Origin of the sequence: Lonsdalea britannica (genome assembly GCF_946477055.1) — a bacterium.
GTDB classification, from domain to species: Bacteria; Pseudomonadota; Gammaproteobacteria; order Enterobacterales; family Enterobacteriaceae; genus Lonsdalea; species Lonsdalea britannica_A.
Map to the genome: position 1 here is coordinate 1 of NZ_CAMKXG010000062.1, position 14,626 is coordinate 14,626.

Genomic DNA, 14,626 nt, shown 5'->3' on the forward strand with positions numbered 1-14,626 from the left:
AGGCAAATTTCACCGTTTTGATCGGCAAAGTGATGATCTGATCGAAATGTCCGTGCTCCCGGCAGTACGCCAGGGCCTTGGGGTTGTGCTCATTCAGAATAAGCACACAGGGAAATTTGTCCGACACGCCGCAGGCGGCGGCCAGGAACATTTTCTCGTGTCCGCTGAAGATGTCAGTATCGCAATAAAAAACTTTCATGATATTCACCGTAAAATAACCTGCCTGAAGAGCCTGAAATGCGGTCATTCCAGGCATGCCGACTCACAGCGACCGGTTATTTTTGCAGCAGGCCTTTCAGGTAGTATTTGGTGGCGCCTAAAAAGACGCGCGTATCCGTCAGCGTCAGCAGCTCGGAGAAGCTCAGCTTCTCTTCAGCCGCCAGTTTGTATTGGAAGTAAAGCGTCTTGACCGCCTTCTCATTCAACAGCGCCGCATGCTTGTTGATGAAAAATTCATAGCCGTTCTTGAGCTTTTTCGATTTGGTGATGCGGTTGAAGCCGTGGTCAAGATATTGAATATAGGTGGCCCCGCCGATGCGATAGCCGTTGCCGAACTTCGCCGCCAGACGCAGCCAGGTGTCATAGTCCTGCCACGCGGGCGAAGCGTTGTCGAACCCGCCAATCTCACGCATGTTCTCGGTGGTGGTGAACACCTGATTGCCGATCACATTCGACTGGCAGAGATCATCCAGCGTAATCACGCCCGCTTTATCGAACTCGATAAAGTCACCTTTATCTCCCCGAAACACAATGCCGGACGAGATGTAGGGATAGCGGTTTTTTTCGAAAAACGTCACGAAGGTGTCGACGCGGTCCGGCGTAAATTCGTCGTCGTCATCCAACCCGGTAATGTACTCACCCTGCGCATATTTGATGGCCGTATTCCGGCAGCCGCAGGCGCCTTTGGTATTTTCGTTTTTGTAGAATCTGACGGCGGTATGGCCGCCAACCAACGATTTGACGACCGCTTCGGTATCATCGGTTGAACCATCATCGACGACGATCACTTCAATATTTTTGTAGGTCTGATTTTTAACAGACTCAACCGCGCGCTTGACTAAAGAAGAGCGATTATAGGTTGGTATATAAACAGAAACCAAAGGACTCATATTCGATCCACCTCGATGAATTCATTAAATATAAAGAACCGGATACGTTCTTTATGCCAAGACATCAGCGTAATTATTTCCCTGTAGCGCGGCGTTATATCAGCGCCTTTTTCTTTCTTCGCACGATCCCTGCTATCGTCGTGCGCAATGTTTTATCCACCAGCAGCATGGCGAGGGTGTAAGTCGCCATCCCGCAGAGAATGGAAATCGCCAGCACCCATTCCGTAGTCAGAGAGCGACTCAGTACCGTTTTGATGCCATACACTCCCCCCACCATCAACGCGCCGGAGACCTGAATCGGCAGAATGCGTTTGAAAAAGGCCACGACGGAGAAGCCAATCAGCGATCTCACGCACACGATGACCGGGATGAAGTTGAGAATGTTGGCGATAAAGTAAAACTGGGAGAAGGTGACGATGTCATACCGGGACCCGATCATGAACGCGGAGACCTGCAGAATGGCGCCAAGCAATCCCAATATCATCAGCGTGTCTGTCCGCCCTTTGGACATAAACAGGGTGCCGGACGTGCTGAGAATGGACTGAATAATCGCGGTCGGCGCCAGCCAGACCAGGATCGTGGCGGTCAGCGCCCATTTGTCGCCGAAGACGATGAGCACGAACTCCTTGCTCAAGATCGCAATGCCCATCATCAAAGGGACGACCAGCAGCAGGATGTAGTAGAGAACGTTGTAATAGACTTCGCGTATTTTCTCCGGCTCGTCCTGATAGCGGCTCAGCACCGGGAACAGCGCGCGGGACGCCACAAACGTCAGGCTTTGCAGCGGAAACAGCATAATGCGATAGGCCAGCGAATAGGCACCCAGTATCAGCGAGGAGAAGTAATGCCCGATGATCATGCTGTCCGCGTTGCGGGAGAAGTAGTTGATGAAGTTGAACGCCGTGAGATTGGCGCTGAAACCAAAGATGCTTTTTAGCTCGGCCTTATCCCAGATCTGCGAGAACGAGGGACGCCAGGCCGACGCCAGCCAGAGCTGAACGGTCGACATCAAATTCAGCACGATGACCTGCGCGACCAGGCTCATGACGCCGTATCCCATCACCGCTAGCGTAACGGCGACGACGAACGAAAACAGCGACGAGGTAATTTCGATGAAGGCCACTTTCTTGAACTGCGACTGACGCTCCAGCAGGGCCAAATGTGCGGCGGAGCTGCTCCCAAGCGGGAAACTGAGCGACAGCAGGCACAGGATGAGTACGAGCTTGTCCTGATTGAAGAAACTCGACACCACCGGCGAGATCAGCACCACCACCAAACACACGCCGAGGCCCATGAAGATGTTCAGCCAGAACACCGCATTGATGGTCTTGTCCTGCAGCTCTTTGCGTTGAATGATGGCGGCTGACGTTCCTAAATCACGGGCCAACGTCGCCAGATTGACGACGACCAGCGCCATCGCCATCAGACCGTACTCCTGCGGCGGGATCATCCGAGCTAAAACCACGATGTTCATTAGCTGGACGATGATTTTGAACCCTTGCGAAAACCCCACCCACTTGGTGTTAGAAATGAGTCCCATAGCGTTTTTTTCTTTATTAATTATGTATGAATAACAGCACAGAGCCTGATTTCTGACTCTATCTCCCTTCAACCGGACAAGGTTGCATCATGTTCACAGCATCACGAGATGATGACCGCCGAACGTCTCGCCCTTCCCCAACGTCGGACAAGCAGCCGGACGACGAGCAAACTCTGCGGTCCGGCGCTGGCTTGGCTTAATTCGTTACAGAGACAGGTGACGGAGCGATCCATACCGCATCCGTGCGGTCTGATTAATAGGCTGATTTATTGACAAAGCCTTTAAAGATGGTCAGGAAGATGATTTTTATATCCAGCCACAGCGTCCAGTTCTGGATATAGCTGAGATCGAACTCCACCCGCTTTTCCATCTTGTCGAGGGTTTCTGTCTCTCCACGCCAGCCGTTGATCTGAGCCCAGCCGGTAATGCCGGGTTTCATCTTGTGGCGCAGCATGTAGCCTTTGATCAATTTCCGGTATTGCTCGTTATGAGCAACGGCATGGGGACGAGGGCCGACAATGGACATATCGCCCAGAATGACGTTGAAGAACTGGGGCAGCTCATCCAGCGAGGTCCGGCGCAAGAAAGCGCCGACTGGCGTAATACGCGCATCCCCTTTCGTAGCCTGGATAACCTTATCGCCGTTCTCCATGACGCTCATGCTGCGGAATTTCCAGATCTCAATCGGCTTGCCGTCGATGCCGTAGCGTTTCTGGCGGAATATCACCGGTCCGGGCGAGGTCGCCTTGACGGTAATGGAAATCAGGAGCATCAGCGGTGAAATCAGCAATAGGATTATCGAGGCGATAATAATGTCTTCGATTCGCTTGATAAGGACGTTAAGACCACTCATCGGCGTATCGTAGAGGGAGATAACGGGTATTCCATTTATCATTTCACTGCGTGACTGCAACATGCTGAACATGAGAATGTCCGGGATCAGCAAGACGGTGCAGGTGGTGTCCGACAGCTCCTGCAGAATGGTGTCGATAAGCTCGGAGTCTTTCATCGGCAAAGCAATATAGACCTTGTCGATCTCGCCCCGCTTGGCGCTCTTGATCAGCGCCTCTACGCCGCCGAGCTTTCTGACGTTGGCGGCTTCGTAGGACTCCGCCACCGCGTCTTTTTCCGGCAGATAGTAGCCGATCATGTTCAGTCCCAACCACGGCGCCTTGAGAATGCTTTCGATCATATGCAGACCCGCCATCGAGTCGCCGATAATCACGACGCGACGCGTGTTATAACCCAGCTGACGCAGGTATCTGACCGCGACACGAATTAACAGGCGCGACAGAATAAACGACACCAGCGAAATACTGAGCCACAGCGCATGGTAGTAAAAACCAATAAACTTCGTAGGGAAAATAGACAGTATTCCGGCGCTGAAAATAACGCTCAGCACCCAGTTGCGCATCAATAGTTTGATTTCGCGTCGGAAACTGACGCCCCGCCATGAACGATAGAAATCAGTAATTCCCCCGAATAATTGAAAAATAGAGAGGCTAATAAAGGCAAGCAACCAATGCTGAAGATCAATCTCACCGTTGACGAAAAAAGAGACAAGAAATGTACTCAGCAATATGGTTACTATATCGGTAAAACGCTGCAACATGGATATCATGGAGGCGTTTGTATAGACGATGTTACCTGGTTCTTTTAACATCATTTTTCTCATATAGATTTAGTTTGATGAGTCAGTCTCAATAAATAATCTTTTTGCTCTCGTCAAAAAGCTCCCATTTATTTTTTACATAATTATCGAATTCAAGCTGGAATCTGTTCACGGAAAACCGTAGCGCATTTTCCCGGCAATCCTCGGCACCGATCTTCCCATCCAATTGTTCAAAATCGTTCACCGCCTGGCACAGCGACTCTGCCGTTTGCTGTTCGAAAAACAGACCTGTCGGTTTATCCACACCCAACGGACGAACGGTTTCTAATGCACCGCCTTTTCCGAAAGCAATCACCGGAGTACCGCAAGCCTGTGCCTCGACGGGGGAAATACCAAAATCTTCTTCCGCCGCGAAAACAAAGGCCTTCGCGCGCTGCATATAGTCAATCAGGGCGGCATCGCTTTGATAACCGAGCAGTTCGATATTCGATTTCGCCAGAGATTTAACTTTGCTCATATCTGGCCCATCTCCAATCACCAGCAGTTTTTTATCTGGCATTTTCGAGAATGCATCGACAATCAGGTCCACTTTTTTATAAGGAACCAGTCGAGACGCCGTTAAATAGAATTCCTCTTTCTTATCTGAAAACTTAAAGCTCGAAATATCGACCGGCGGATAAATGACATCAGCTTCTCGGCGATAGATTTTATTTATTCTTCTGGCGATAAATTGAGAGTTCGCCACGAAGTGGTCTACGCCGTTGGCAGTACGGTAATCCCAAAGACGCATCTTGTGCAATAGGACTTTGGCGATAAAACCTTTTAGTCCTTTATTCATTCCGGACTCTCTTAAATATTGGTGCTGTAAATCCCAGGCGTAGCGAATAGGTGAATGCACATAGCTAATATGTAATTGATCTGGCCCGGTGAGAATGCCTTTCGCTACCGCATGACTGCTGGATAAAACAACGTCATAACTCGACAGATCTAATTGTTCAATCGCCAATGGCATGAAAGGCAGATATTTCCGATAGTTTTTTTTCGCATTGGGAAACTTTTGAATAAAGGTGGTCGTTGCGTGTTTATTGGCAATAAGCTCACGGCTTTTTTCATCAAAAAAATCGATGACTGAGTAAAGTTCCGCTTTGGGATAAACTGCCAGCATTTCTTTGAGAACTTTCTCTGCACCTGCATAGGTCACCAGCCAGTCCGTCACGATCCCTACTTTGTAGTTATCTGACATATTCATCTCCCTAAAAATAAAAAATAATCAGCGTTTAACTAAAACGCCATCAATAATATGACTCAGTTGTTCTGCGGATTTATTCCAGGAGAATCTTTCTATATTTTGATATCCCTTTTGAATAAGAGAACTCCTCAAATCAGGCTCAGAAATGACCGAAGCGATTTTTTCACTCATATCCTGAATGTTTAATGGCGAGAAAAACGTCGCGCTGTCGCCTAATACTTCCGGCATCGAAGCCGCATTAGAAGAAATCACCGGACAACCGCATGCCTGAGCTTCCAGGGGGGGAATACCGAAACCTTCATACAACGAAGGAAAAATGAACGCGGTGGCGTTGCGGTAAAGCGCCAGCAGATCGTCATCGCTGACGCGGCCGACGAATTGAATACGGCTTTCGTCGAGGTTTTGCAGATAACTCTGCTTTTTAAAACTGCCTGAACCGCCCCCCACCACTTTCAATGTGATGTCTTTATTGTCCAGCTGGCTGAAGGCTTCGATCAGACTGTGAAAATTCTTGTGATAATTTGGAGAGGAGACCGCCAGCAAATACGCATCGTGACCGGCGTCCGCACTGACTTTATCATTGCCGCTGAATTTGCCGCTGACCGCATTGTAAACCACCGCGATTTTATGAGGATCGATGTGATAGTGCTTCCCCAACTCCAGCTTGGAAAATTCGCTGACGGTAATCAGCTTATGCGAATTTTTAATCATCAGCGGGACTAAGGTGTTATACAGCAGCCTGAATTTCTTGGAGTAGCTCTGCGGATAGCGTTTATAAGTGACATCGTGATGCGTCACAATTTTGTTTTTATAAAACACCGGTGCGGTGCTGCATAAATTAATTAATAAAGGCGAGCCGTTGCGCTTGAGGTAACGGGGAAGATCATATTGCTCCCACGCGTGGCCGCTGTTTTTACCGATGATTTTGACGTTGAGCTGTTTAGCGACATCCTGCCGCAATATATCGCGCGGCGATAAAAATACCACGTCATCTCTCATTGTATTTAGCGACAGGCTCAGTTCTTCTGCAAAGCGCTGCACCCCGGTAATATCCTGAGTCAGGAACCTGGCATTGACGAAAATCACATGATCACCCTGATTGTCTGGTTAAAAGTATTGGTATCATCCCTAACGATATTGTTTGTTCGTGATGATGTAGTAATACGTGAGGATAATGAAGCTATCGACGGTGAAGAGCGTGACGGTCTGTGTGAAACAGATCAGGATCCCCATATCATAGCTATCCAGTTTCAGTAAGACGGAAGCCAGGAAGATCGTCATCAGTCCAAATACGCCCATTTCCACCAAAATGCCTGACAGGCCAATATTGGGTTTAAGTCCTTTAGGCTCGAAGAAACCGATGATCGGCTGGCTGCTGTTGAAACACTGATATTCTCTGTCGCAACCAAACAGCAGATTCGGTAGCTTCATATCCGTCAATAAATAGGACGGGGAAAAACGGTGAGCGAAAGATTCATGATCGTAAAAGTAATCTGGCGATCCCACATTCAGATAATGCGCCAGGCAAACTGACAGAAAAATAAACGCAATGATCGTGATGTTGACGGGTATTTTTCGAATGTAATGCCGCAGCAAATACAGAAACAGGAAGATAAACAGCACCAGAGAGACTTTGGACAGGCTGAACATAAAGGCCAGAATAAAAATCAGTATCTCTTTTTTCGTCAGCTTTTTATCTCTTGCTCTGATGATGAAGGTAATCAGCAGCAGCGATACAAAAAAGCCCGCCTCTCGGGATAACCCCGACATTCGCGGAAGGAAGAAGACGACATATTGGTTAGTGTAAGTCTCCGTCGCATAGGCTCCCCAGATGAGCGTCGATATCGCGCTGGGGCCGAGCATGGCGGAATACTCTTGTCCAAATTGGAACGCGATAAATTGCAATACGCACCACAGCGCGGAAAAGATCAGGCAGACGAAGATCTTGTCGACAATCGGCTTACCCACTTTGATCAGATAAATGACACCGAGGCTGATAGCGGTGCCTTTGACCGCAATATCAATACGTCCAATCAGCAGACAAAAGCTGAGAAAGAGCAGGATGAACAGCGTCGGTTTTAACGTGACCTTTTTGAGTCGCGCAAGGAACTGAAAATCTAAGAACACCAATGGCAGCCATAAATATACGGTCATGTCACTGATATAGGGGTTTAACGGCGTAGCGACAAACAGGGCAGCGATCAGCCAACGCAATGTCGATGTCAGAGCACCTTCCCTATAGTTCACTGCCGGGGCGTTACTTTCGATGGCTATAGACATTAGCGAATACGCTCTAAATAAAATAAACGACAGATAGGAGGGTGGCAGGCGTCGGACGGCGATATCGCAGAGGTACGGTCTGGAAGCCTTCAAGAAATACGGCCTCCAGACCCTTCGACGTCGGATATACGCCCATCACTTAACAGCGGTCGTTAGTTATCCGACTTATATTCATACGCATAGTAGTTGTAACTGCCATCTCCGTAGTAGCTGGCTGCGCGTTTCACGACGGCATTCAAGATCACGCCTTTGATGTCGGTGCCGTTTTGCTCGAAACGGCGGATGCTGACTTCGATCTCTTTCGGCGTGTTCACCAGGAAGCGCGCCACCAGCAGCGACGTACCCACCTGACGACTGATGATCGCCGCGTCCGTCACCGCCAGAATCGGCGGCGTATCCAGCAGAACGATGTCGAAGTTTTCGCTCGCCCACCCCAGGAAACGGGAGAAGTTATTGTGCATTAACAGTTCCGACGGGTTCGGCGGGATCTGACCACGAGGAATAAAACTCAAATTTTCCTGCGCCGTCTGACGCACCGTGGTTTCTGCGGCAAGCTGTCCAGACAGAATATCTGACAACCCTTTGTCGCCGCTCGTCCCCATCAGCTGGTGGGCATAGCCTTTACGCATATCGCAATCCACCACCAGAACCCGCTGACCAGACTGGGCAACGACCGCCCCCAGGTTGGCGCTGATGAAAGATTTGCCGATACCGGGACTGGCGCCGGAAATCATTAGCACATTATTCTTCGCTTCCATCATGGCGAAGTGCAGGCTGGTGCGCAGACTTCGGATCGCTTCGATAGCCAGATCGGTCGGATTCCCCATCGCCAGCAGCGCCGGAACCATCGGGCTGCCGCGTTTGTGTCTGACGGCCGTTTCACGATCTTTCTTCTGCTGCCATTCGGACAGCGGCACGCTGGCGTAGACGTTGACGCCCAGCTCTTCCAACTGCTCGGGGTTTTCGATCCCTTTATGCAGTACGGTTTTGAGCACGACGAACGCCACGGATACCATGCTGCCAAGGATGATGGACAGCAATACCATCAGCGCTTTCTTCGGTTTCACCGGGCTCATTTCCACCATCGCAGAGTCGATGATTCGCACATTGCCGACGGTGCTGGCCTTGTTGATGCTGAGTTCCTGCTGTTTATTCATCAGCTGGACATAGACTTCCTGACCGACGTTGACGTCACGCGTCAACCGCAGAATTTCCTGCTGGGTCTTCGGCATGCTGTTGACGCGTTTGTTCAGCTTGTCCCGCTCATCTTCCAGCGTTTTGCGTTTTTCCATCAGGGCGCGGTACGCCGGATGCTCCTTGGTATAGAGCTTGGAAATTTCCGCCTCTTTGAAGGTCAGCTCGTTCAACTGAGACTCGACGCCCACAATCGTATCCAGCACGGACTTCGCTTCCAGCGACAGATCCACAGAATCATTCTGCTGGCGGAACAGATTCAGCTTATTTTCCGCCTCATCCAACGAGGTCCGTACAATAGGCAACTGGCCTTTGAGGAACTCCAAACTTTTCGCCGCTTCCGCCGATTTCCGTTCAACGTTCTGCTGCAGATAATTATTGGCGATGCTGTCCAGAATCTTTTGCGTCAGCTCCGGGTTAACGCCTTCCAGCGTCAGCGATAATACGCCGGTATCTTTGCCTTTATCCGCCACCGCCAGCGCATTAAGCGTTTTATTAATCGCCGTCAGCTCGTCCAGTTTACGCACGTTGAATTCCGTTCCTTCCGGCGCTTCAATATCACTGACCAGAATAGAAACCCTATCGTGACTTTCCAGCTGTCCGACTTTCCCCATAATATCAACGCGGCCGTCGCTGTCGGTCAGGCGATAGCGTCCGCCATCCAACACTTCCAGCGTCAGCATTTTGTTCATTAATATGCCGGGGACTTGCAGGCGCGAAATGGCGATATTTCCAGACTTCTGATTCATAATGCGCGCGAGGCCTTTACCGATGCCTGGGAAGTATTTTTGCTCCACCTCCGTATCCAACGATAAATCCTGAACAGTTTTCCCAATGACCATCCGGGATTTGATTAATTCAACCTCAGCGGCAGATTGCGGCTTGGCGTCCGGCAACATACTGGAGACATCTTTTAAAAGACTGTCGCCCGCATCCTGCTCCACCTGAATTAACGCATCGGCGCGATATATTGGCGTCGCCATTAATACATAGAGAATGCCGAGAACAGTAAAAATGGTGGTGACGCTGATAATAAGCCAGCGGTTATCCAGCATTGTTCCCAGTAAACGGCCCAAATCGACATCGTCTGATTTATCAATTTCAGATGTTTTCACGGCAATTTTCTCTGACATCTTAATCCCTGCAGGTTAACGGCTCAGTGCCTGCACCCATTGATGGGCAGACTGTTCTAATTGGGTGTATACCATTTCAAACGTTTCACGACTTCTGCGGTAGGGGTCGTCGATTTCCTGCTGGTTCAGCCAGTGGCCGAACAGCATGGTTTTCCCTCTCACTTCCGGCGCAAGACGGCCAACCGCATCAATATGACCCTTCTCCATCACCAGAATCAGATCAAACTGGCGGCACAGCGCGCCGGTCAGCTGCCGAGCGCTATGCCCCTCCAGCGACAAGCCATGCCGGGCCGCGACTTCAGTTGCCACTCTGTCCGCGGGTTTGCCGACCAGCGCGCCCAGTCCGGCCGAAGCCACTGTCTTGTCCGGGAGCGCCTGCTTCAATAACCGCTCTCCCGTCGGAGAGCGACAGATGTTGCCGACACAGACCACCAGAATGGAATCAAACATCGCTTCCTAACTCCTAGGGCCAGTTGCGGATACGCAACGAGCCTTCGCTGAGGTCGTTGAACCCGCCAATCGTCGGCACCAGCTGTGTGATCAGACGGTTCCAACGTGCCACCGGCGCCGTCGTCACATACACCACGTCGTAAGGCTGCAATTTGAATTCAGAGCCCATGACCAGCGAGGTCGCATCCGACGTATTCAACTGGTAGATGTTCGCCAGCTTCGGTCCCTGGGAGCCATGCAACGGACGGATGACGAACACCCCGGTCGCATCGGCAAAGGACTGATTCATCCCTTCCGCATTGCCCAACGCTTCGGTCAGCGTCATGCCGCTGCGGTCCATTTTCAACGTGGTCTGTTTGTTGACTTCGCCCATGACGAAGATTTTCAAATCGTCATCGCGCGGGATAAACAGAATGTCGCCCGGATACAACAAACGGTTTTGGGACAGATCGCCGTTCTGCATCAAAGCCTGCAGCGAAATCCGCTCGTCTTTACCGTTATGGGTCAGAATCAGGTTGCGCCAGTCGGCGTTAGTGGTCAGCCCACCCGCGCTGTTGATGGCGTCAAGGATGGTCAACGGCACGTTAGTGATAGCCTGTTGACCCGACTTGGACACTTCGCCCGTGACGTAGGCTTTCTGCGAGCGGAACGCCGCAATGCTGACTTCAACCTGCGGCGATTCGATGTACTGCGCCAGGCGACGCATAATCTCGCCGCGCACTTCGCTGACCGTCTTGCCCGCGACCTTCACCTTGCCGATATAGGGATAGAAGATGGTGCCGTCAGAGTGGACCCAGTTGCCGGTGTCGCTGGCGCTACGGTATGTCCCCGCTGGCGTCGTCAGTTCAGGATGATCCCAGACCGTCACCATCAGGACATCGCCCACGCCAATGCGATATTCGTAACTTTGCAGTTCTTGCTCCAGGTGCGGGTTAGCCTGTGCAATGACAGGTTTTGTCCGAAGACGGTCAATTAATGAAGGGGTAATCGGGTATACATTCACCAGTTTACTGATATTGAAATCGTCATCCGGCTGTTCCACGACTTCTTTATCGGAGATCGAGAGGTGCGAACCCGGAATAACCGTACACCCTCCCAGTAATATCGTCGAAACAAGCAGCGGAACTAATCTCATTTTTAGGTTTATCATCCTGTTATGCCATCGCTTTTCAATAATGGAAGTAAAGGGCGCACCAGTTATAAGAAAAAACTGTCATGTTTGTGAAATAAGAAAGTTCTATTAGCGTTAAGGCTTGGAAATATCAGATTACGGCATGTTTCTGCCCAATACATCCCTTTCCTTCTTCTTATCATCAATTGTGTTTCCACTCCGTTCATTAACCCTATTAAGGTTGTGTCTGTTAGGTGACTCTTTGATTAAGAGACGGACATTCACGGCCCAAATAAACATTAGAACAGCTTAATGATAACCCTTAAAAAGTAATTAAAGTTACCGACAAAAGTTATTTAATTACTCACCGTTAGGTACGCTACCGCCCTTGGCTTGCAGCAACCAATCCGCTAAAAACATTTCATTCTTTAAGGCAAACATAAATTCTGTGTGCTATCTGTAAAATCAATAGGAAAAACACCCGAAAAAAGAATTTAATTCATGAATAAATAAACCTTATTCACGCTTCAAAAGCATAGGGAAAAATAATTCCTGATGACAAGGTGAATATCGACGACAAGGCCATTTTCGGATAATGGCTATAACGTCCCTCTTTATTTTTGGCAGACGCCCCTGATTCGAGACAAAAACACGATATTAAGTCCGTATTTAAGTTTGAAAGAGGTCGGTTTATTAGCCATAACTAAATAAATCCTTAAATAACATTTATTACCGGAAGATAGCACCTTCGGTTTTTCTTTCCCCTAGGTTTATTCCTATAACCACGCTGCGTCCACGCGAGGAATTAGCCCACAGGGGCACAATGTCTGGTGGGATGGGGTGTGTCCTGATAACCTATCCGGTTATTAAATACATGATGTTAATAGAGGTAATTTCCGATTATGGAATGGATGGTCGATCCAACAATCTGGGCCGGTCTGGCCACGTTGGTGGTGCTGGAGCTGGTGTTGGGCATTGATAATCTGGTGTTCATCGCAATTCTTGCTGAAAAACTGCCGGAAAAATTACGGGATCGCGCAAGGGTCGTCGGCTTGTCATTAGCGCTGCTGATGCGATTCGTTCTGCTCTCTTCACTCTCCTGGCTGGTCACGTTGACCTCGCCGTTATTCTCCATGCTGGGACAGGAATTCAGCGCACGCGATCTCATCGTGCTGATCGGTGGGCTATTCCTGCTCTTTAAAGGAACGATGGAGCTCAACGAACGGCTCGAAGGCAAGGACGAGGATCAGCAAAATCAACGTAAAGGCGCGCGCTTTTGGCCCGTGGTGGCGCAAATTGTGGTGCTGGACGCGATCTTCTCACTGGATTCGGTGATCACCGCCGTCGGTATGACCGACCATTTATTGGTCATGATGGCCGCAGTGACCATCGCCATCGGCCTGATGCTGCTGGCCAGTAAGCCGCTTACCCGTTTCGTCAGCGCCCACCCTACCATCGTTATTCTGTGCCTGAGCTTCCTTTTGATGATCGGCTTCAGTCTGGTAGCAGAAGCTTTCGGCTACTACATCCCCAAAGGCTATCTCTACGCGGCGATCGGCTTCTCCGTCATGATAGAGATGCTGAATCAGGTAGCGATGTTTAATCGACGCCGTTTCCTCTCTTCGGCCATGCCGCTGCGTCAGCGCACGGCTGAAGCGGTGCTGAAACTGCTGCGCGGCGAGCAGGAAGACGGGGATCGAGAAACCACGACCCACGCCGACAGCACCGATGCCGACAGCCAGCAGGTCTTCAATCAGCAGGAACAGCGGATGATCGAGCGCGTGCTCGGGATGTCCCAGCGTTCCGTGGGCAGCATCATGACTTCCCGTCATGATATCGAAAACGTTGATATCAATACCGCGCCGGAAAACCTTCCCGCGCTGATGGAAAAAAATTCGCATACCCGCCTGGTCGTTACCGACAGTAATGTGTCGGATGAACCCCTCGGCGTCGTGCATGTCATTGAGCTGCTGCGTCAGCAGTTAAACGGCGAACCTCTGGACCTGAGAACCCTCATCCGGCAACCGTTGGTCTTTCCGGAACAGCTCTCGCTGTTATCTGCGCTTGAGCAGTTCCGCGAAGCGCATACGCATTTCGCGTTTATTGTGGATGAGTTCGGCTCGGTCGAAGGCATTGTGACGCTGAGCGACGTGATGGAAACCATCGCGGGCAACCTGCCGCTGGAAGGAGAAGAACTGGACGCGCGCCACGATATTCAGATGAATGAAGACGGCACGCTCATCGCCAACGGCTATCTGCCGGTTGAAGATTTGCTGATGTACGTCCCTTTGAAACTGGAAGAGAAACGCGAGTTCCATACGTTGGCCGGCCTGTTGATGGAACATACGCAAAAAATACCGGAAGAAGGCGACGAGGTGCGCATCGATAACGTGTTGTTCCGGGTGCTGTCCGTAGAAAGCCACCGCATTATAAAAGTGTTGGTAATCCCACAGGACGACAACGAAATAGAGTACGAGGTCTAATCCCTTCAGTTTAGGACCTACGACACCGTCCCCTGCGCTGCTCACTGAGCGGCGCATCGCCCCACCGCCTGGCCTCATTGCATCAACTCCGACGATCACGCCCCACGAGATCGCTTTCCTGTCACAACAAAAAATGCAGTCCCCAACGCCGCCACCCCACACATAGTGGGAGCCAATCCTTTTTGATACATTGCCTCTCTACATCACTGGCCGATGAGGAATCACGACGATGGCAACTGAACTATCCGGAGGATGTCTATGCGGTTATATCCAATTCAAGGCGCTGAATCCCGCCAAAGCACACTCCTGCTCCTGTGATATCAGTCAGAAACAGACAGGAGGCCAGACGGTCGTCTGGCTGGAGTTTGCATCCGCTGATGTTGTCTGGACCGGCGAAGGAGGTCAGCCCTCCCTGTATCTGTCTCTTATACACATCTCCGAGCCCACGAGACTAAGGCGAATCTC

The 14,626-nt window shown here is 50.4% G+C and carries 11 protein-coding genes; 1 reads left to right on the forward strand and 10 read right to left on the reverse strand.

What is annotated here, in order from left to right; all coding sequences use genetic code 11:
- The 10 genes from Q7O77_RS06455 to Q7O77_RS06500 all read right to left on the reverse strand — a co-directional run.
- Positions 1 to 247, reverse strand: a 247-nt coding sequence (locus Q7O77_RS06455) for a hypothetical protein (RefSeq protein ID WP_304164609.1), incomplete at its 3' end; no start/stop codon positions are given.
- A 28-nt stretch (positions 248 to 275) separates the two neighbouring features.
- Positions 276 to 1,109 carry a glycosyltransferase gene (locus tag Q7O77_RS06460; protein WP_304164611.1) on the reverse strand — a complete coding sequence of 278 codons (834 nt, stop codon included), beginning with the start codon at positions 1,107 to 1,109 and terminating at the stop codon, positions 276 to 278.
- Between the two features lie 94 nt (positions 1,110 to 1,203).
- The gene (locus Q7O77_RS06465) at positions 1,204 to 2,649 is read right to left on the reverse strand and encodes an MOP flippase family protein (RefSeq protein ID WP_304164614.1); all 1,446 of its coding nucleotides are present in this window, start codon (positions 2,647 to 2,649) and stop codon (positions 1,204 to 1,206) included.
- Positions 2,650 to 2,902: 253 nt separating this feature from the next.
- Positions 2,903 to 4,312 (reverse strand): undecaprenyl-phosphate glucose phosphotransferase, encoded by a 1,410-nt coding sequence (wcaJ, locus tag Q7O77_RS06470; protein ID WP_304164615.1) that lies wholly within the window; start codon positions 4,310 to 4,312, stop codon positions 2,903 to 2,905.
- 37 nt (positions 4,313 to 4,349) lie between these two features.
- Complete coding sequence (locus tag Q7O77_RS06475; protein WP_304164618.1) at positions 4,350 to 5,504, reverse strand: glycosyltransferase family 4 protein; 1,155 nt, start codon at positions 5,502 to 5,504, stop codon at positions 4,350 to 4,352.
- Between the two features lie 27 nt (positions 5,505 to 5,531).
- Complete coding sequence (locus tag Q7O77_RS06480) at positions 5,532 to 6,596, reverse strand: glycosyltransferase family 1 protein (RefSeq protein ID WP_304164620.1); 1,065 nt, start codon at positions 6,594 to 6,596, stop codon at positions 5,532 to 5,534.
- A gap of 42 nt (positions 6,597 to 6,638) precedes the next feature.
- Positions 6,639 to 7,637 (reverse strand): hypothetical protein, encoded by a 999-nt coding sequence (locus Q7O77_RS06485; RefSeq protein WP_304164624.1) that lies wholly within the window; start codon positions 7,635 to 7,637, stop codon positions 6,639 to 6,641.
- 305 nt (positions 7,638 to 7,942) lie between these two features.
- Positions 7,943 to 10,117, reverse strand: a complete 2,175-nt coding sequence (gene wzc, locus Q7O77_RS06490) for a tyrosine-protein kinase Wzc (RefSeq protein ID WP_304164627.1) — start codon at positions 10,115 to 10,117, stop codon at positions 7,943 to 7,945.
- Positions 10,118 to 10,132: 15 nt separating this feature from the next.
- Entirely contained in the window at positions 10,133 to 10,567 is a 435-nt protein-coding gene (locus Q7O77_RS06495) for a protein tyrosine phosphatase (RefSeq protein ID WP_304164631.1), read from the reverse strand.
- 13 nt (positions 10,568 to 10,580) lie between these two features.
- Positions 10,581 to 11,717: a polysaccharide export protein gene (locus tag Q7O77_RS06500; RefSeq protein WP_304164634.1), complete on the reverse strand. Its 1,137-nt coding sequence runs from the start codon at positions 11,715 to 11,717 to the stop codon at positions 10,581 to 10,583.
- Between the two features lie 863 nt (positions 11,718 to 12,580).
- Between Q7O77_RS06500 and Q7O77_RS06505 the strand changes: the two genes are divergently transcribed.
- Positions 12,581 to 14,161: a TerC family protein gene (locus tag Q7O77_RS06505; RefSeq protein WP_304164636.1), complete on the forward strand. Its 1,581-nt coding sequence runs from the start codon at positions 12,581 to 12,583 to the stop codon at positions 14,159 to 14,161.
- The last annotated feature ends 465 nt before the right edge of the window (positions 14,162 to 14,626 follow it).

Coding starts and splice junctions, on each gene's coding strand:
- Q7O77_RS06460 (WP_304164611.1), bottom strand. CDS start 1,109: ATGAGTCCTTTGGTTTCTGTTTATATACCAACCTATAATCGCTCTTCT.
- Q7O77_RS06465 (WP_304164614.1), bottom strand. CDS start 2,649: ATGGGACTCATTTCTAACACCAAGTGGGTGGGGTTTTCGCAAGGGTTC.
- wcaJ (WP_304164615.1), bottom strand. CDS start 4,312: ATGTTAAAAGAACCAGGTAACATCGTCTATACAAACGCCTCCATGATA.
- Q7O77_RS06475 (WP_304164618.1), bottom strand. CDS start 5,504: ATGTCAGATAACTACAAAGTAGGGATCGTGACGGACTGGCTGGTGACC.
- wzc (WP_304164627.1), bottom strand. CDS start 10,117: ATGTCAGAGAAAATTGCCGTGAAAACATCTGAAATTGATAAATCAGAC.
- Q7O77_RS06495 (WP_304164631.1), bottom strand. CDS start 10,567: ATGTTTGATTCCATTCTGGTGGTCTGTGTCGGCAACATCTGTCGCTCT.
- Q7O77_RS06500 (WP_304164634.1), bottom strand. CDS start 11,717: ATGATAAACCTAAAAATGAGATTAGTTCCGCTGCTTGTTTCGACGATA.
- Q7O77_RS06505 (WP_304164636.1), top strand. CDS start 12,581: ATGGAATGGATGGTCGATCCAACAATCTGGGCCGGTCTGGCCACGTTG.